This is a genomic window from Sphingomonas sp. TF3 (assembly GCF_003985085.1).
Lineage (GTDB): Bacteria > Pseudomonadota > Alphaproteobacteria > Sphingomonadales > Sphingomonadaceae > Sphingomonas.
The window spans coordinates 138,935-157,272 of sequence record NZ_RWKS01000011.1 but is presented as its reverse complement, the minus strand read 5'-3'; the positions used below and the strand labels follow the sequence as shown (position 1 = coordinate 157,272).

Below are 18,338 nucleotides of genomic sequence, written 5' to 3'. Positions count from 1 at the left end.
CCGGCACCCTCTTTAGGAAGGCGGGTCAGCTTGCATCGGACAGCAAACGCCCGCCAACGCGTCGCGCTGGCGGGCGGTCAGGGTGGCGTTGACAAGAAGCAACGTCGCCACTGTGATAGTATCCGCTCGCCAGCGCGAAAGGCTTACCCTCTCCCCTTGCCGGGATCCGGAGTGACGATCGAGTGCGGGAAGCCCCAACCCGCAAGATCGCTCGACGCGCGTGACGAACGATCCTGCGGGTGCGCCGTACAAGGCCCATGCGCTTATTGGGCGAAAAGCAGCCCCCACATGAAATCATACCCGGTATAGCCCGGGGGCGGCCCATGAGGCCCGATCGGCTCCCCGACGTTGGCCGGGCCGCCGGACGCATTGAACGAAGCGCCAGCATGGCACGAAATGCACGACGATTTCGCCATCGGGACATTCGCGTTGAGCGGCTCGATGATCGGGCTGCCGAGCAGGATCGGGTTGGTCGAGGTCCCGAACGTGCTCTGCGATCCCGTCAGGCAGTAATTGTTGAAGATAGGGGCCACATTTGCCTGGCTGAGCAAAGCGGTTGCCGCCGAAGATTTGGGGCATGCACCATATTGGCCCCACGCCTTCGCATTGGCGGGCACCGATGGGGTCGCGGCACCGAAGGAATCGTTGCATCCCGTCTGGTCGCAACGGCCCGGCGTATACGCATTTTCGAAATCAGCCCATATCCAGTCAGGAAAGCCTGGTGTCTTTACCGAGATATGCATGCTCGTCATTGCATAGGTCGTCGCTGGGCCTGAGCCGACGCTTGCGGATGAAGTATAGAAATTGCTGGTGATGAAGCTGGTTGGCTGCCCCAACCAGGTGGCCAGCGTGCTGACCGGAATCCAGTCCGCCTTCACTTCCAGCGCATTCCACGGCACCGAAACCGGCTGCTTGGTGCCGTAATATGTGCTTATCCCCGCCGACGACCACAGGCCATTCGCGACGAGATAGTTGAAGGTCGCGCGATCACGCCGCACCTCTTCGCCGACGCAGCCCCCCTTGGGAAACCCCGAGCCCGCAGCCGCCCCTGCGAGCCCCGACGGCGTGCCGCAGCCCTGTGCCGGTCCAATCACTTGGACGGCGAAATGCCCCGCGCCGCGCGTCGCCATCGCGGCGCGCATATGGGCCCGCCCGAGCAGGCTGCGCTGCAAGAGCTTGCTGCCCTTGCTGGAACTCGCGCTCGGCCAGGTCGGCACGTTGCAGCCCTTCTTAGGGGTCGAAGAACAGGGGTTCGCGACGTAAATGTCCTGATCGGACGCAAATGTTTCGTAAGTAACCTTGCCCACTGTTCCAGACGGACTGACCGCGAGAACGAATTGCTGCCATGAAACGGCGTCCGTCGAAACGGGTGGCGGCGGAATGATTTGTGCAGGTTGAGCGGGCCTTGCATGTATTCGAGAGGCGTCAGTTGCGACGACACCAATCGAAATCGCCGCTACCGCCAACGTTGAAAATATATGATATTTCTTAAAAGCGATTGTAGACATGTCACCATCTCCCCAGAATCTATTCTGACGGATACGCTTTTACCATATCGGAACACTGTATTGATAAAATAGAGTATCAAACAATCAAATATCGGTCAACGTTGAAAATATTATATCCTTATGGCTGTGTTTAGATTTTGTGATATTTTTCACAGACATTATGATCATGTTATCTGACGGCTCAGTTCGCACGGTCTTTCGCGTACAGGAAGATATTGTCGGACAAAGAGATTTCGCACATCGTCCATTTATCGCCCATGCGGCCCTGACCGCCGGGCACCGCCTTGGTGCGTGCGCGATGCTCTTGGCACCACACCGCGCGTGAAGCGCGCCGGTGTCGGCACCGGCCCCGGCCAGGGCAGCGCCCTTTACGGACGCATTACGCGACAGCGCGCGATTCACCGGGAATTTTTACGCCGTCGCGGGCAGTGTCGCCCTCGAACAGGTGAGGCAATGCGACAGCGTTCGATGCGGGATTTCGACCTCAAGGTGCGGTTGAGCGGCGTTGGTTTCCTTCTGCTGGCGGCGCTGTGCCTTTCCGCCTTGTCGGCCGATCGGGGCAGTCCCGATGCGCAACCAAGCGGGTTCGACTTGTGTATGGCGCTTATCGCCGTCTGCTCGGGCTGTGTCGGCGCGGCCCTCGCGCTGGAGGGTCGCTGGCTATTCGAGCCGGTTTCCGATCCCCGCGCGCGCCGCAACGTGCACGGCGACGATGCGCGAGACAAAGAATGAAGGTGCATCCCCATGGCAAGGTCGGCGGTGCTGAACCGGGTTGCGCCATGTTGCCAGCCGCAGCAGCCGACGCTTTGCTGGTCGCTGCGCTGGAAACGGACATGTCGCGCGTGGGCATGGCCACCACCATGGCCTATCTCGCCATCACGCGACGCAGCCTGGCGCTGCCGCTCTATCGCGACCGATCATGACCGGACATCCCCCCGCCCGTTTTGGCTCGTCCTATGCGGGGCGAGCCTTTGTCCGGTCTGCACGGCACCGGCACCGCACGGCAATGTGCCTACCCTGCCGCGAAAAGAGCTCGGTGGATGGTCGCCGCTTCGGATTTTCGTGCGCACCTTGTCGGCTCGGCCCGGTGTATCGCGCCGAACTGCCATCAGGCGGCCCTGTGGAAATGTTGCGCGGTTTCCCAGGGCTGCACCGGTGCGAAAGAGATCGTGGGGACTAGAGGGGCGGTCGCAACCAAGATCCTTGCACCGGGGAAGGCATGCACCTCGCTGCGCGCGAATCCCATAGCGGCCGCGCGGGAAACGAAGCGGCCCTCAAGCTTGCCGCCATCATCCTGCACCAGCCAATGGCCAGCGCTATCCTGTCCCACTCTTATGACCGGGCCTCTTTGATCGGGCTCCGGGTCGTTTGGCGATGTCATGCTATGCTTCCTCACGGTAAACGCTCGCAAGATCCAATATCGCGGAAGGCCGCTGGCGCGCGACACGCACCTGTAGCGCGCCGCGCCCAGAACGCTGATCCGCGATCATGGGTTGGACGATCATGCGAACGTCGAGATAGCTTTGGGCGGCATAAAAGCTCGATATCGATTGAAAGGAATTTGCGTAGAAAGTGCGTAAAACGAGGCCTCTGCGCGGAGGCCGCCGCCTCGCCGAAGAGCGCCTTTTCAGGCGCATCAACCTGCCACGGGATTGGCTATTGGCACCCTCTTCGAAGTCGAACGCGCAGCTTCGCATTCCGGGGCGAGCACCGGGCTTATCCGAGCATGACCGTCGCGGGCACGCCGCCAACCGACGACGGCGCTACCCAGACATCAAATGCGCCGGCTTCGGCGAAGCTGCGCCGATCGGGATGGACGAACGCCAGATCGGCGCGCGACAGGGGGAATGCAACGCGCACGCTCTGCCCCGGATCGAGATCGATATGCGCGATGCCTTTCAAAGCTCGCACCGGTTGCGTGAGGCTCGCGACTTTCTGGTGAATATATAATTGCGCGACTTCACGCATCCGCCGGTGGCCGGTGTTCGTGACGGTCGCCGACACTGTGGTCGCTGCGTCGCCCGTCAGTGTCGTAACGCTCACCTCGGTTGGCGAATAGCGCACGGTCGAATAGCCGAGCCCGTGCCCGAACGGATAGAGCGCTTCGTTCGTCACCTCCCGGTAGCGCGCTTTCCATTCCGATGCCGCGCCCAGTTGCGGACGGCCGGTCGCGCGATGGTCATAGAAGAACGGCTCCTGCCCCGACGCTTGCGGGAAACTGACCGGCAGACGGCCCTGCGGTGCGTGATCGCCAAACACGACATCCGCCATCGCATTGCCCGTTTCCGATCCAAGGAACCATGTCGCGAGGATCGCCGGTGCCGCGCGCACTGCGCCCGTCAGTGCGAGCCCACGTCCGTGGCGCAGCAGCACGACGACCGGCTTGCCGGTCACGGCGATCGCCTCGGCAAGCCGCAGCTGCGCCTCCGGAACCGTGATTTCGACCCGCGCCTGCGCCTCGCCCGACATGCGTGCGCTTTCGCCGATCACCAGTACGACGACGTCCGATGCCTTTGCCGCCGCCACCGCCCGTTCGATCCCGCCGGCAAGCGGCACCTCATAGTCGGAGCCGCGTTCGACCTTCAGCGGTGCATCGTGCCCCATCGCGGCGCGGAAACCCTGCTCGGGCGTGACGCAACTCTCGAAATCGGGAAAGCTCGCCCATGGCCCGGGCATGTCGCCGCGGTCCGACACGCACGGCCCGATCAGCGCGATCCGCGCAGATCGCGCGAGCGGCAGCAGGTCGCCGTCGTTCTTGAGCAGCACGATCGACTTGCGCGCGGCCTCACGCGCCAGCGCAACCGCCTGTGGCAAGCGCACGTCGCGCCGCTCGCGCGCCAGATCGAGCGAGCGATACGGGTTGTCGAACAGCCCCAGCGCCTGCTTGACGGAGAGCACGCGCCGCACTGCGGTATCGACCGTCGCCATCGAGATCCGGCCCGCCCGCACCAGCGCGGGCAGGTGCTTGTTGTACAAGCCGCTCTGCATCGAGATGTCGCACCCCGCGTTCAGCGCTTTGACCACCGCATCGGACCCGTCGGCGGCAAAGCCGTGGAGGATCATCTCTTCGTCGGCGGTATAATCCGACACGACCAGGCCCTTGAATCCCCATTCGCCCCGCAGAATGTCGGTGAGCAAGTAGCGGTTTCCGGTCGACGGCACGCCCGCGATATCGTTGAAGCTCGCCATGGTCGACAGCGCGCCGGCGTCAAACGCGGCCTTGAACGGCGGCAGATGCGTCTCGCGCAATGTCGTATCGGGGATGTCGGCGGTGTTATACTCCATACCGCCCAGCACAGCGCCATAGCCCGCGAAATGCTTCGGACAGGCCAGCACCGAATCATCCGCTGTCAGATCTTCTCCCTGAAAACCACGGACGCGCGCGGCGGCGAACTGTCGACCGAGCCAGGTGTCCTCGCCCGCGCCTTCGACGACGCGGCCCCAGCGCTGATCGCGCGCGACGTCGACCATCGGCGCGAAGACCCACTGAATACCCTTGGCGCTCGCCTCTACCGCCGCCGCACGCGCCGTGCGCCGCGCAAGCTCAGGATCGAAGCTCGCCGCTTCGCCCAACGGCACGGGGAAGGTCGTCTTCATGCCGTGAATCACGTCTCCGGCGAAGATCAGTGGAATCCCATGCGGCGACTGCTCGATGGCGACGCGCTGCAGCGCGCGTCCGTCGGCGACGCCGATGCCGTTGTATAGCCCGGTCATCCGCCCGGCGGCGATGTCCCGCTGCAGCGCGGCCATGCTCTGCGTGACCAGTCCAGGATTTAGCGGTGGCCCGTCGGTCCGCGCGGGGTCGCTGAAGATGCTGAGTTGCCCGGCCTTCTCCTCGAGGCTCATCGCCGCGATCAATCGCTCGATCCTGCTATCGAAGTACCGGATGCGCGCGTGCGCCGGTGCCAGGGCGGCGGCGATCGCCGCGGCGGATCCCCCTTTCAGCAGCGCCCGCCGAGAAACAGTTCCAGTCACACGCTTTCCCTCGCCGATCTGCGCGCCCGAATCGGTTTGGGCTGTCGCAGCACGATAAATTTCACTTGGCGGATGCACAAGAAACCGGTTACAACGCAAGTGTTGGAACCGGTTTCTTGGCGCATCGGCCAGGTTTATCGGCCGCATAATTCACCACCGTACCGCGGTGCTCAGGCGAGCAGCGCGGCGATTCGATTTGAAGACGGACAGACAAAAATAACAGGGCGGCACCGCGCCGATTAGGGGAGATGAAATGAACAAGCTGATGAAGGCGAGCCTGCGTGCGGCGCTGGCAACCACCGTTCTGGGCACCGGGACGCTCATTTTGGCCGCGCCCGCCGCCGCGCAGACCACCTCGACGGTCCAGGGACATATCGATGGTGCCGCCGCCGGCACGACGGTGACGCTGACCGACGTAAACACCGGCCATCAGGACACGACCAAGGTCGACGCCAACGGCAATTACGTCCTCGTCGGCTTGCCGCCAAGCACCTACCGCGTTTCCTCCGGCAGCCGATCGGCCGAGGTAGTGGTGCCGTTGGGTCAGGCCGTCACCGCCGATCTGCTGGCACCTGCGGACGACGCAGCGGCTCCCGGCAAGGACATCGTCGTGGTCGGATCGCGCGCGCGCGACGTCCGGACAGCGACCGTCAGCACCAACATCTCGCGGTTCCAGCTCGAAAATCTGCCGAACGGCGATCGCAACTTTCTGAATTTCGCAGCGCTCGCCCCGGGCGTCACCGTCTCCCCGCCGACGCTGGGCGGCAAGGCGCGCCAGGTCCAGGCGGGCGGCATCAATTCGGATAACACCAACACCTTCATCGACGGCATCAGCATCAAGAATCTGGTGAACCACGGTGGCACGGTCGGGCAGAACCTATCCTCGGGCAACCCCTTCCCCGCCTCCGCAGTCGACCAGTTCGACGTCCAGACGCAGAACTTCAAGGCCGAGTTCGAGCAGGCGGGCTCCGCCGTGATCTCGTCGGTCACCAAGACCGGCGGCAACAGCTTCCACGGCGAGATCTTCGGCGAGTGGCAGCCCAAGGCCTTCATCAGCCAAAATTACGATGACCGCCCCGGCCATCTCAACAACGCCACCGCGCCGTACAAACCGAAGCCCAATTTCGACACGAAATATTACGGGGCCGACCTTGGTGGTCCGATCATCAAGGACAAGCTGACCTTCTTCGTCGATTTCGAAGGCACGAAGAAGACATTCGGTGCCAACGACATCAATGTCTATAGCGGCAATCTGGCGGCGCTGGCCCCGGCGGCGCAGACGTACGCCCAAAGCGCAAGGTCGCAATATAATGGAAGCTTCCCGGCGACGTTCGACGAGAAGCTGTATTTCGGCAAGCTGACCTTCTACGCAACGCCGCAAGACACGATCAACGTCAGCGCGTTCATTCGTGACGAGTCGAATCTCCAGATCAACGGTGGCGCGACGACGGTCGAGGCATCGACCAACAATCGCAACAATGAACGCCGCTATCAGCTCACCTGGAATCACCGGGGCGAGGGCTGGCTGAACGAATTCATCTTTGCGCGCGATGCTGCCGCGAACGGTGCCATCCCCAATGTCACGGGCCCGTCCTCCGTCGTGACCTTCAATGGCGGTGCGACCACGCCCAACGTCGGCGATTCCCGCGTGCTCATTCTGGGCGGGACCAACTTCGCCCAGGACGATCACCAGTATCAGACGCTGTTCAAGGACAACGTCACCTTCTTCGGCGGCCCGCACACCGTGAAGGCCGGTATCAAGCTCAACTTCACCAAGCTGCAGCGGCTTGAGGACAATAACGGCTCGGGCACCTTCTTCTACGACGCCAATTCGTTCTTCGGCCTGGGCTCGGCGAGTACGAAGGCCCCCTATGCCGCGACCATCAACACCGCCGTCGTCAGCCCGGTTACGGCGAACAACACCGAAATCGGCGGATTCGTACAGGACGATTGGCGGCCCAACGACCATTGGTTGATCAGCGCCGGCTTGCGTTGGGACTATGAATCCAATGCGGTAAACAACGACTTCGTGACACCTGCGGGCATTGCGGCCGCGTTGCGGGCCTATCCCGGCTGGAAGGCGGCTGGCATCAACCCCGACGACTATATTTCGACGGGCCACAACCGGAAGCCCTTCCTCGGCGCGTTCCAGCCGCGCCTTGGCATTTCCTATGACGTGAAGGGCGACCGCGATCTCGTCTTCGTCCTGGGTGGCGGGCGCTATTATGACCGCTCGCTGTTCATCGACTCTGCGATCGAGACGATCAAGGACCAGTACGAATCGGTCGTCACCATCAACACGCCCCCCAATTGCACGTTGGGCACGCCACGCTGCGTGACGACGATTCCGACCAATGTCGACCAACTGCGCGCGCTCGCCGCGGCGCAAGGCGGCGAGGTGCACCTGCTCAACAACCGGACCAAGATGCCTTATTCGGATCAGGTCAACTTCGCGGTCAAGAAACGCCTTGGGGTGATCAACACGTCGGTCACCTTCGCCTATATCAAGTCGCACAACATCTATCAGGAGCTGATCGGCAACCGCAATCCGGACGGCAGCTACAGCCCGGGTGGCAATCCGGTCTATGTCTATAACGGCGTGCCCTATGCGGCCGGGATTTTCTACGGCACGGCTGCGATCAACACCGCGCCGCTGCCCGGTTATGGTAGCATCTTCATCGGCAACAGCGACGGCAAGGCCCATTATGCCGCAGTCTATCTGCAAGCCGACAAGCCCTATACCGAGCGCTCCGGCTGGGGCTTCAGCACGACGCTGACCATCTCGAGCTCGCGCTCGAACGATACCCGCAACGGTGCCTCGATCGGCGATCCGTTCAACTTCGACGCACCGACTATCGGGGCGCAGGGCTATGGTGATTCGAGCGGTCTGGAACGCTGGCGCTTTGTCGCTACCGGCACGGTCAAGCTGCCGCTCGACATCCGCGCCACCACCTTCGTCACGCTGTCGTCGGGGCCCTCTTACGGCGGCGTGCTGTGCAATATCCCCACCACCGCCCCTGGCGGCGGCGGCTGCTACACGACCAACTTCGGCATCTACCGGCCCGGCGGAATCGGATATAAGAACGTCGACTTCAACATCGCCAAGACGTTCAAGATGCCGTACGCGCATGGCCACGAGCTGACGGTCTATTTCCAGGCGCTCAACGCCTTCGACTTCGTCAACCGCAACTATTCGATGTGGGGCGGCGGGTTCCAGAACGTCGGCGGGGCAGGACCGACCGGGGCCTATGATACGGGCTCAGTCGCGAGCCAGGGGCGCAACTTCAAGGTCGGCGCGCGGTATAAATTCTAACCTGAAATCCGGAACGCTTTGTCACCCCGAGGATATCCTCGGGGTGACGATGCGACCGGATCAGGCCGCGATCGGCGGTGCCTTGCAATGGCGGGCGATGAAGGCGGCGTGATCGGGCATGGCGGCGGCGACGTCAGCGGTGACGTCCGCGACATCGGCGAGAAAGTCGCTTCGCACTTCGGCCGACACCATCGCCGCATTGGGGTCGCATCCCATCGCAAACCCCTGCCCCAGCAGAACCTGGACCCAGCTTTCGACCCGAAACAGCTCGGCTGCGGCGCGTTTGTAGAAACGGCCCGACGAGGCGAATAATGCCAGCCGTTCGGCAAGGCTGTCGGGGATCGCCATGTGCTTCAGATAACGCCAATAGGGCGTGTCCTCGCGATCGGTCACCTTGTAATGTGCCACGATGAAGTCGCGCACGTCGGTAAATTCGAAATCGTGTTGGCGATTATATTCCGCGATGTCCGCTGCGGCGAAACCGCGATGCGGAAACAGGCCCAGCAGCTTGGTGATGCCGGTGTGGATCAAGTGGATGCTGGTCGATTCGAGCGGCTCGAGAAACCCCGCCGACAGGCCGATGGCGACGACGTTCTTCTCCCACGCCCGATGCCGCTTGCCCGGACGAAACCGGATGGCGCGTGGATCCGCGAGCGGCTTGCCGTCAAGATTGGCCAGAAGCAGCGCGGCCGCTTGGTCGTCGCTGATGTGCGCGCTCGAATAGACATGCCCGTTGCCGTTGCGGTGCTGAAGCGGAATCCGCCACTGCCAGCCGGCCCCGCGTGCCGTCACACGCGTATAAGGCGTCAACGGTGCCACCCGCTCGCATGGGACCGCCAGCGCACGATCGTTGAGCAGCCAGTGGTTCCAATCCTCATAGCCAACGCCCAGCGCATCGCCGATCAGCAGCGCGCGCATACCCGAACAATCGACGAACAGGTCGCCATCGACCGCACGGCCATCGTCGAGCACGAGCTGCGCAACATGGCCGCTTTCGCGATCGCGGGTCACATCCACGATCTTTCCCTCGATCCGGATGACGCCATTGGCCTCCGAACGACCACGCAAATAGCGCGCGAACAGCGACGCATCGAAATGATAGGCATAGTCCAGTCCGCCGAGCGGCGAACCCGGGCTGCGCGGATCGGGATACCTGAACTTGTTTTGCATCGCCGCGACGCAATTGAGCGCATAGGCGTCGAACGGTGCCCTCGTCTCGCAGCGCTCGCCCAGCCATAGCTGATGCGGGTGCAGCCACATAAAATCGTGGCCGATGCGACCGAAGCCGTGAAAATAGCGATCCGCGCCGCGATGCCAGTCGACGAAGTCGATCCCGAGCTTGAAGGTCGCCTGGCTTGCGCGCATCATCTCGATCTGGTCGATCCCCGCCAGATCATTGTAGGTACGGATCGAGGGGATTGTCGCCTCGCCCACGCCGATGATCCCGATTTCGTCGGATTCGATCAGCCGGATGGTGTAGCTGCGGAACACGTGGGACAGCAGCGCCGCAGTCATCCACCCCGCAGTCCCGCCGCCAACGATAGTGATCGTCCGTAGCGGCGCGTTAGCGTCCATGCTGCCCTCTCCCCTGCCGGTTTATGCGGCGAGCCATCCGCCAGTGAAGCCGGCGCGCTGCAACCCCAGGCGGATCGGGCCCGAGCGTCGCATCGTGCGCCAGATGAAATCCTCCTTCGCATTCGCGATCGCGCCAAGGATCGGTCCTTGATCGATACCGAGATAATTGCGCGAAACCCAACCGCGCGCCGGGTCGACGACGCCAAGCTGCACCGGCTTGTCGCTCCAGCGAAAACTCGGGTTGAAGGCGTCGTAAAAGCCGTAGTCGCCATACAGCCAGGGGCCATAGCGCGCATGCATCGCCAGCGTTGCGGGAACCACGATTTCCGGCGCGAAGGCAAGCGAGCCGATTGCGGCGGTCGGCGCGATCGTGCCGTCGTCATAGCCATCGGGCTCGTCGATCGGCCCGCGCGCCGAATAGGAGCGGAAGCTGCGCTGGGTGCCCTTGAAATTATGCTCGACATCGGCCGGGCCGACACAAGCGGTCAGTCCCCAGACGTCCCGCGAATAACCGTCCCATCCCATCGGATTGCGGATCGCGTAGCTGCGCTGCGCCCAGGTTTCGCGTCGGCTGTTCTCGAAATAATCAAGCCCCGCCGCACGCATCGCGGCGTCGCGGATCCCACGGAAGTCGATCCACATTTGGCTATACTGATGCCCGAACATCGGGGCGAACGCGAGCCGACGCGTGTCGCCGCTACCGCGCCAGCACTGCGGGTAAGGCGCGCACCAGGCGTCCCAGATATTCGCCGCGACCGGGTGTGTGGGCGACCCGAGCGCGAGCAGGTTGACCATCATGCCTTCGTTATAACCATCCCAGCTGCGCGCGATGAAACCCTGGCCGGGATGCCAGCCCATCGAAATCGCCGCCGCGCCACGACGGAACCACTCCCAGTCGGCGCGGGCGTAGATCGTCCGGGCGAGACGACCGATCTCGCGCTCGTCGGGATGGTCCTGGTCGAAATATTCGGCGGCAAACAGCATGCCGAGGAACAGCATCGTGCTGTCCACCGACGACAGCTCGACATCGCCATACCGCAGGCCGCTGTCCATGTGCAGGAAGTGGTAGAAGAATCCCTGATGACCGGTAACGCCGTCGGCCGCCGGACCCTGCGGCGCGCGATCAAAGAAGCGCAGCGTCGCCAGCGTCCGCGCACGTGCGGCGGACCGGCTGATCCAGCCGCGCGCCACACCGATCGGATAGGCTGTCAGCGCAAAGCCGACCGCTGCGATGCTGCAGAAAGCGGGATTGGGCCAGCTGTCGGGGACCAGGCCGTTTGCGGGATTGCCAGTGTCCCAGAACCAGCGGAACGTGCGGTGTTCGAGATCGTCCAACAAGGCGGGCAGCGGAGTTGCCCCCGTCGTGCGCTTGGGCCGTCGGCCTGCCAGCGCCGCCGCCCGATCTGCCGCAAGTCCGCCGACCGCAAGGAGCGCGGTGGCGCTGAAGCAACGACGATCGATCAATTGGCCTCTCCATGCTGTGCAGGGGTGATGCATCAGCCGCGGCCCCGATGTAACCGGTTACAGATGGTGGTCAAGCGAAATGCGGATCGATCCGGGCGATGTGCTATCGCCTCGTGAATGGCAGATTCGGTTCCTCCCGCGCCACAGCTTTCCTGGCCCGCACGACTGCGTTTTGCCTCGGGCGATTTCGCCTGCAATCTGTATTGGCAGAGTTCGAGCCTCCTCCTGTTCTTCTATTATACCGACGTGCTCCATCTGGCCCCGCAGGTTGCGGGCCTGATTGCGATGCTGGGTTCGGTGTGGGACGGAATGGCCGATCTGCTGACCGGCATGTGGGTCGAGCGTGGGCGCGGTAGCTATGCCCGGACGGTCGGCCTGGGGGCTGTTCCGCTCGGCCTGGCGTTCCCGCTGCTGTACCTGGCACCGCCATTTCACGGAGCGCTATTTCTCGGGGCATTGCTCGTCGCCCAGTTCGTGTTTCGCTCGCTCTACGCGCTGGTGAACATCCCTTACGCCGCGTGGAGCGTGCGGATCAGTAGCGACAGCCGCGACCGCGCAGCGATCGCGGGGCTGCGGATGGTCTTCGGCACCGTCGCCGTCGTCGTCGTGTCGCTCGCGACCGAGCGCATTTCGCTCGCCGTGTCAGGCAGCCTGACCAGCACGAAGGGGCTGCTGAGTGCCGCCGCCGTCTTCTCGCTGGTCGCGACGCCAGTGCTGCTCCATGTCGCTCGCGGCACCCCCGCCCGCGCAGGCTCGCCGCGGCGCGACAGGCCGCATGCCTCGCTGCGCGACGGCCTGCGGACGCTTGCGGCCAATTACGCGTTCGTCACGCTGTGCGCCGCGATGATGTGCGTCGCGGTGGCAACGACGATGATGACCCGCTCGGTGCTCTATTACTTCACCTATATCGTCCACGACGAGTCTGCGGGGACAACCGCGCTGGCGCTGATGGGTGTGGCCGGGGGCCTGACCGTGCCCTTGTGGATGGTCGTGCGACATCGGATCGGCAGCCGCGCACTGTGGCTCGGTGCCGTCGCCCTGGCGACCGTAGCCAGTATCGCCTTTGCGTTGAGCGATGATGGTGCCGCGTGGCGTGCGGACCTGTTCCTGGTGACGATGCAGGCGGCGCTCGCCGCGTTCAGCTTCGTCTTCTGGGCGATGCTGCCGGACACGGTGGAATATGGCGAATATCATGGCGGTGTCCGCGTCGAAGCACTGTCGTTCGGCGTCGCGGCGTTCCTGCAGAAGGTCTCGATCGGTGCCGCGACCGCGATCACCGGTTTTGCCTATGCCGCCATTGGCTATGCCCCCCAAGTGCCGCAAACACCGCACGTCCTTACCGGCATCCGTTGGATCATGGTCGCAGCCCCGATCATCGGCTGTATACTGTCGGCGCGCGCAATGGCGTCGAACCCGCTGCGGCGCGACACCCATCGACGGATTGTCGCGACGCTGGCGCAGCGAACAGACGCTACGCCGCCAGCGTGAAGGTACCCGAAACGCCCTCCGCTTCGGCCGATGGCGCGATCCAGACCCGGAACGCGCCTGGCTCGACCGTCGGCTTCAGGGACTCGCCGATGAAGGCCAGATCGGACCGCCGCAGCGTGAAGCTGACCTTCTCCGACTTGCCCGGTGCCAGCGACACGCGCCGATAGCCCTTGAGCTGCCGCACCGGGCGCGTGATGCTCGCCGCTATGTCGTGGACGTAGAGTTGAACCACTTCGTCCACCGCCACCTTGCCGGTGTTGGTGACGGTCGCCGAAAGCATCAGGGTACCATCCCAGGCCAGCGTGTCGCCGTGGTCAATCTCCAGTGCGGCATAGTCCACGTTCGCGTACGTCAGGCCGTGCCCGAACGGAAACAGGGCCGAATTGGGAATGCCGCGATAATGCGCCTTGAACGGCGCCAGCGGCCCGTCAGGATTGGGCCGCCCGGTCGACTTGTGCGCATAATAATAGGGCACCTGACCGGGCGCGCGCGGGAAGCTCACCGGAAGTCGTCCCGAAGGGCTGGCATGGCCGAACAGAATCTCGGCGATCGCCGCCCCCCCTTCCGAGCCGAGGAACCACGTCACCAGGATCGCAGGCGCTGCGAGCACCGCGCCATCCAGCGCCAGCGCACGGCCGTTCTTGAGCAGAACGACAATCGGCTTGCCGGTGGCCGCGACGGCTTCGGCCAGGGCCTGCTGTGCGGCGGGCACCACGATCTCGGTGCGCGCCTGTGCTTCGCCGGACATGTCTTGCCCCTCGCCGATCGCGAGCACGACGATGTCGGCCGCATGCGCGGCCGCCACCGCCGCTGCGATTCCGCCGTCGAGCGGCGTTTCGATGCCACACCCCTGCGTGACGGTGATCTGCGCCTGACGCCCGGCGAGCGCGCGCACCCCCGTCGCGAGATCGATTGCCTCAGCATCCGAGCCATAGACGTTCCACGGTCCGATCAAGTCGTGCTGCCCCGCCGCGAACGGCCCGATCAGCGCGATTTTCCGGTTTTGTGGCAGCGGCAGCAGTGCACCATCGTTCTTGAGCATGACTATCGACCGCCGCGCCGACTCACGCGCCACCGACCGATGCGCAGGAGTGCCGATGCGGGCCGCTTCGCGCTGCGGATCGATGCGGCGGAAGGGATCGGCGAACAGGCCAAGCGCGACCTTGACGCGCAACACCCGGCGCACAGCCTGATCGAGCCGCGCCATCGGCACCGCGCCGGACGTCACCAGATCGGGCAGATATTTGAGATAAAGCGCGCTTTGCATGCTCATATCGACCCCGGCGAGGAACGCCAGCCGCGCCGCGTCGCGCGCATCGGCGGCAAAGCCGTGCGCGACCAGTTCCTCGTCGCCAGTATAGTCGGACACCGTCAGCCCGCTAAAGCCCCATTGGTCGCGCAACACGTCGGTCATCAGCCAGTGATTCGCGGTCGCCGGCACCCCCGCAACTTCGTTGAACGCCGCCATCACCGACAGCGCGCCGGCGTCGAGCGCCGCCTGAAACGGCGGGAAGTAGACCTCCCGCAAACTGCGCTCCGAAATGTCCACCGTATTGTAATCCAACCCGCCCTCGGCCGCGCCATAGGCGGCGAAATGCTTGGCACAGGCCATCACGGCGTCGTTCGCGGTCAGCGCATCGCCTTGGAAACCGCGCACCCGCGCGCGCGCCATGTCCTCCCCGAGCAGCACATCCTCGCCCGCGCCCTCGACGCCACGCCCCCAGCGGGCATCGCGCGCAATGTCGACCATCGGCGCGAAGGTCCAGTCGATCCCGGCTGCAGACGCCTCGACCGCCGCGACGCGCGCGGTGCGTTCGGCAAGCGCGGGATCGAAGCTCGACGCTTCCCCAAGCGGTACCGGGAAGACGGTGCGGAAGCCGTGGATCACGTCGGCGGCGAAGATCAGCGGAATTTTCAACCGGCTGGCCATCGCCGCGCGCTGCATTTCGTGCGCCATCTTCGCACCATTGCCGTTGAACACGCCGCTTAGGCGGCCCGCCTTGGCGTCGGCGAGTTGCGACGCATACCCACCGGTCGGTGTGATCGGGTTGAGCCGATTGGCGGCTCCCCCGGCCCAGGCCGCGGCCATCAGCGTGAGCTGTCCGGCCTTCTCTTCCAGCGTCATCATGCCGATCAGGGCTTCGACTGCGGTCGGCAGAACGCCTTCGCCCAGCGTCGCGATCAAAGCCTGTGCCGTAGACGCCCGCCACGCCAGCGCAGCCGCGCCGCCAAGCATCAAGCTACGTCGCGAAACCTGCATGTTATCCACCTCAATCCTCCCGATTTCGGTCTTGGTACAGTGATGTAACCGGTTACAGCAAGAGCCTTGCCGAATTCCCCCATTCGTGGTGCAAGCGTGGCCCAACGAACGGCTGGAGATTGCTCCCCTTATGGCGCACGCCACCATCCGCGACGTCGCCCGCGCAGCGAACGTTTCTATCGCGACCGTGTCGCGCGCACTGAACGGCCACGGCAACGTCCGCGCAAACCTGCGCGAGCGGGTCCAGAGCGTGGCAGCCGCGCTCGGCTACGTGCCGCACACCGGCGCGCGAAGCCTCAGCCTCGCGCAAACCAACGCGATCGGCGTGATGCTCCCCGACCTGCACGGAGAATTCTATTCTGAAGCGCTGCGTGGCATGGACGGCGAGGCATCGGCCCGCGGGCTGCAATTGCTGCTGTCCAACATGCATGGCGACCGGCGGGGAACCGAAACGTTGCAGTTTATGCGGGGACGCGTCGACGCGCTGATCCTCATGGCCCCCGATATCGACCCCGAGCGGCTGCTGACGCATCTGCCGACAAGCTTGCCAACCGTTCTCATCAGTTGCCCGGACGTAGCGGCGGATCATCCGCAGTTCCGTATCGACAACGCCGCCGGGGCCGACGCGATGGTCGAGCATCTGATCGCTTCCGGGCGACGACGGATCGTTCATTTGTCCGGCCCCCGTGGCAACCGCGACGCCGAGGAACGCATCGCCGGCTACCGCGAGGCAATGGCCCGGCACGGCCTCAGCCCGCGAATCCTGACCGGCAATTTCGAAGAGGAAACGGGCACGGCGGCGGCACTGCAATTGATCGCGGATGCGGAACGCGCCGATGCCTTGTTCGCCGCGAACGACATGATGGCAATTGGTGCGATGGTGGCATTTCAACGCGCCGGACTGGCGGTTCCCGACGACATCGCCGTGGCGGGATTCGACGACATTCCCCTCGCGCGTTTCGTAACACCCGCGCTCAGCACGATGCGCGTCGGGATCGCCGAGATCGGTGCGGAGGCGGTATCGCGCATTGCCGCGATCCTCGCCGGTGAAACGGACACCGACGTCCGGCGCATCGTGCCCCAGATCATCGCCCGGGCCAGCACATTGGCGAAAACAGAAAAGGGCCGCCAACTCTGAGAGTTGACGGCCCTTTTAATGGTGGGCGTGGCAAGGATTGAACTTGCGACCCCTGCGATGTCAACACAGTGCTCTACCACTGAGCTACACGCCCACTTCGCCGTGGCGATGCCTGGCGAGGGGCGGCCTTTAACGAAGGCTTGGCCGTCGCGCAAGCGTCTCCTGCACGATTTAAATATTGTCGCTCACGCGTTCATGCTCGAACATGCGATCGACCTCGAGCACAAGATCCCGCAGGTGAAACGGCTTGGACAGCACGCGTGCCTGCGGCATCGTCTTGCCCGCCTTCAGCGTCACTGCGGCAAAGCCGGTGATGAACATCACCCGCAGATCCGGCAACATGTCCCCCGCCTTCTGCGCAAGTTCGATGCCGTCCATTTCCGGCATCACGATATCGGTCAGCAGCAGGTCGAAATGCTCGGTCTCCAGCAAGGGAATCGCCGCTGTGCCACGATCGACCGCCACCACTGCATAGCCAGACCGTTCAAGCGCACGAGTCAGATATTCGCGCATCACGCGATCATCTTCGGCCAGCAAAATGCGTATCATTCCAAAATCCCGCCTCGCAGCCTCGCTGCGCTTTACCATCCTTTCCTATGCGCAAAGCCCTTAATATTTTCCAGCCGGATCGCTGCGTGGCTTGTGCTACAAAGGGAGGCGATGACCGCTCCGGAATGCGCCTTCGACCGCTTTGGCGATGATCCGCCGCTCAGCCCGATCGTGCTGTCGGTCCCGCATGCCGGACGCGACTATCCGCTTGCGCTACGGGCGGCGCTGCGGGTTCCCCTTGCTGCCGCAACGGTGCTGGAAGACCGCTATATCGATGCCGTGGCGCTGGCCGCGCACCGCGATGAAGCGCTGTTCGTGCAGCGTCGAGCGCGCGCCTGGATCGACCTCAACCGTTCCGAGCAGGAACGCGATCCCGCAATCGACGAAGGCGCGGCCTGGACCGCAATGCCACACGCCTCTGCCAAGCTGCGCGGCGGGCTGGGGCTCGTGCCGCGACGAGTCGCGGGGGCCGGGGAATTATGGCGGCGTCGGCTTGACGCCAATGACGTCAACGCCCGCATCCGCAACGACCACCGCCCCTATCACGCCGCGCTGGCATGCGCGCTGGCCGCAGCCCGGGCGCGCTTTGGCACCGCCGTGCTGCTCGACATCCATTCCATGCCGTCGCTCGGACCGGACCAACCAAGACTGGTCATCGGGGATCGGTTTGGGCGTAGTGCCGGTACCCGCTTCATCGCGGCAGTCGAGGCCGCGGCGCGCCGACACAGTGTTAAAACCGCGCTAAACACCCCATATGCCGGGGGCCATATCCTCGATACCCACGCACGGCCCGCAAACGGGGTGCATGCCATCCAGATCGAATTCGACCGCAGCCTCTATCTCGATCCTGCAGGGGATCGCCCAGGCGATACGCTTCCGGCGGTGGCGCGGATGTTGCGGGATATGATCGACGCGCTGGCCGATGAGGCCGCAACCCCGCTATCGATTGCGGCCGAATAAAAAACCACCGCGTGCAATGCAGCACGCGGTGGCCAAGGTTCAGGGAGGAGGCACCCTGAAAGGGTGCCGCGCGGCCCCGCGAAAGGGGGGAACACGAAGCCGCGTGCA

General features: G+C 64.1%; 12 protein-coding genes and 1 tRNA gene. 6 read left to right on the top strand and 7 right to left on the bottom strand.

Annotated elements, in window-relative coordinates:
* Nucleotides 1-263 precede the first annotated feature (263 nt).
* Complete coding sequence (locus tag EJC47_RS12045; RefSeq protein WP_126847930.1) at nt 264-1,217, bottom strand: hypothetical protein; 954 nt, start codon at nt 1,215-1,217, stop codon at nt 264-266.
* A 744-nt stretch (nt 1,218-1,961) separates the two neighbouring features.
* On the opposite strand from EJC47_RS12045, the gene EJC47_RS12040 reads away from it, so the two are divergent.
* Together EJC47_RS12040 and EJC47_RS12035 are read left to right on the top strand one after the other, a co-directional pair.
* Complete coding sequence (locus EJC47_RS12040; protein ID WP_033966050.1) at nt 1,962-2,240, top strand: hypothetical protein; 279 nt, start codon at nt 1,962-1,964, stop codon at nt 2,238-2,240.
* On the top strand, nt 2,237-2,431 hold the full coding sequence (locus EJC47_RS12035; protein WP_033966052.1) for a hypothetical protein: 195 nt from the start codon (nt 2,237-2,239) through the stop codon (nt 2,429-2,431). The genes EJC47_RS12040 and EJC47_RS12035 overlap by 4 nt, the downstream gene beginning before the upstream one ends.
* A 793-nt stretch (nt 2,432-3,224) precedes the next feature.
* On the opposite strand, the gene EJC47_RS12025 is transcribed toward EJC47_RS12035, so the two are convergent.
* On the bottom strand, nt 3,225-5,483 hold the full coding sequence (locus EJC47_RS12025; RefSeq protein ID WP_126847928.1) for a glycoside hydrolase family 3 N-terminal domain-containing protein: 2,259 nt from the start codon (nt 5,481-5,483) through the stop codon (nt 3,225-3,227).
* 253 nt (nt 5,484-5,736) lie between these two features.
* Here EJC47_RS12025 and EJC47_RS12020 point away from each other — a divergent pair, with 253 nt between their 5' ends.
* Nucleotides 5,737-8,796 carry a TonB-dependent receptor gene (locus EJC47_RS12020; protein WP_126847925.1) on the top strand — a complete coding sequence of 1,020 codons (3,060 nt, stop codon included), beginning with the start codon at nt 5,737-5,739 and terminating at the stop codon, nt 8,794-8,796.
* 60 nt (nt 8,797-8,856) lie between these two features.
* Here EJC47_RS12020 and EJC47_RS12015 read toward each other — a convergent pair whose 3' ends face one another.
* Both EJC47_RS12015 and EJC47_RS12010 read right to left on the bottom strand, forming a co-directional pair.
* On the bottom strand, nt 8,857-10,371 hold the full coding sequence (locus EJC47_RS12015; RefSeq protein ID WP_126847923.1) for a tryptophan halogenase family protein: 1,515 nt from the start codon (nt 10,369-10,371) through the stop codon (nt 8,857-8,859).
* Nucleotides 10,372-10,392: 21 nt separating this feature from the next.
* On the bottom strand, nt 10,393-11,835 hold the full coding sequence (locus EJC47_RS12010) for a glucoamylase family protein (protein ID WP_185867653.1): 1,443 nt from the start codon (nt 11,833-11,835) through the stop codon (nt 10,393-10,395).
* 117 nt (nt 11,836-11,952) lie between these two features.
* On the opposite strand from EJC47_RS12010, the gene EJC47_RS12005 reads away from it, so the two are divergent.
* Nucleotides 11,953-13,323 carry an MFS transporter gene (locus EJC47_RS12005; protein ID WP_126847919.1) on the top strand — a complete coding sequence of 457 codons (1,371 nt, stop codon included), beginning with the start codon at nt 11,953-11,955 and terminating at the stop codon, nt 13,321-13,323.
* Here the strand turns inward: EJC47_RS12005 and EJC47_RS12000 are convergent.
* On the bottom strand, nt 13,307-15,583 hold the full coding sequence (locus EJC47_RS12000; protein ID WP_126847917.1) for a glycoside hydrolase family 3 N-terminal domain-containing protein: 2,277 nt from the start codon (nt 15,581-15,583) through the stop codon (nt 13,307-13,309). The genes EJC47_RS12005 and EJC47_RS12000 overlap by 17 nt on opposite strands.
* 130 nt (nt 15,584-15,713) lie before the next feature.
* Here EJC47_RS12000 and EJC47_RS11995 point away from each other — a divergent pair, with 130 nt between their 5' ends.
* Complete coding sequence (locus EJC47_RS11995; protein WP_033966054.1) at nt 15,714-16,721, top strand: LacI family DNA-binding transcriptional regulator; 1,008 nt, start codon at nt 15,714-15,716, stop codon at nt 16,719-16,721.
* 19 nt (nt 16,722-16,740) lie between these two features.
* On the opposite strand, the gene EJC47_RS11990 is transcribed toward EJC47_RS11995, so the two are convergent.
* Together EJC47_RS11990 and cpdR are read right to left on the bottom strand one after the other, a co-directional pair.
* Nucleotides 16,741-16,815: transfer RNA gene (locus EJC47_RS11990), tRNA-Val, on the bottom strand.
* 77 nt (nt 16,816-16,892) lie between these two features.
* Nucleotides 16,893-17,270 carry a cell cycle two-component system response regulator CpdR gene (gene cpdR, locus EJC47_RS11985; RefSeq protein WP_033966056.1) on the bottom strand — a complete coding sequence of 126 codons (378 nt, stop codon included), beginning with the start codon at nt 17,268-17,270 and terminating at the stop codon, nt 16,893-16,895.
* Nucleotides 17,271-17,381: 111 nt separating this feature from the next.
* Here cpdR and EJC47_RS11980 point away from each other — a divergent pair, with 111 nt between their 5' ends.
* The gene (locus tag EJC47_RS11980; RefSeq protein WP_126847914.1) at nt 17,382-18,230 is read left to right on the top strand and encodes an N-formylglutamate amidohydrolase; all 849 of its coding nucleotides are present in this window, start codon (nt 17,382-17,384) and stop codon (nt 18,228-18,230) included.
* The last annotated feature ends 108 nt before the right edge of the window (nt 18,231-18,338 follow it).

What these genes read in the sequence shown, in the direction of transcription:
- EJC47_RS12040 (WP_033966050.1), top strand. Translation starts at nt 1,962, where the DNA reads ATGCGACAGCGTTCGATGCGGGATTTCGACCTCAAGGTGCGGTTGAGC.
- EJC47_RS12035 (WP_033966052.1), top strand. Translation starts at nt 2,237, where the DNA reads ATGAAGGTGCATCCCCATGGCAAGGTCGGCGGTGCTGAACCGGGTTGC.
- EJC47_RS12020 (WP_126847925.1), top strand. Translation starts at nt 5,737, where the DNA reads ATGAACAAGCTGATGAAGGCGAGCCTGCGTGCGGCGCTGGCAACCACC.
- EJC47_RS12015 (WP_126847923.1), bottom strand. Translation starts at nt 10,371, where the DNA reads ATGGACGCTAACGCGCCGCTACGGACGATCACTATCGTTGGCGGCGGG.
- EJC47_RS12005 (WP_126847919.1), top strand. Translation starts at nt 11,953, where the DNA reads ATGGCAGATTCGGTTCCTCCCGCGCCACAGCTTTCCTGGCCCGCACGA.
- EJC47_RS12000 (WP_126847917.1), bottom strand. Translation starts at nt 15,583, where the DNA reads ATGCAGGTTTCGCGACGTAGCTTGATGCTTGGCGGCGCGGCTGCGCTG.
- EJC47_RS11995 (WP_033966054.1), top strand. Translation starts at nt 15,714, where the DNA reads ATGGCGCACGCCACCATCCGCGACGTCGCCCGCGCAGCGAACGTTTCT.
- cpdR (WP_033966056.1), bottom strand. Translation starts at nt 17,270, where the DNA reads ATGATACGCATTTTGCTGGCCGAAGATGATCGCGTGATGCGCGAATAT.
- EJC47_RS11980 (WP_126847914.1), top strand. Translation starts at nt 17,382, where the DNA reads ATGACCGCTCCGGAATGCGCCTTCGACCGCTTTGGCGATGATCCGCCG.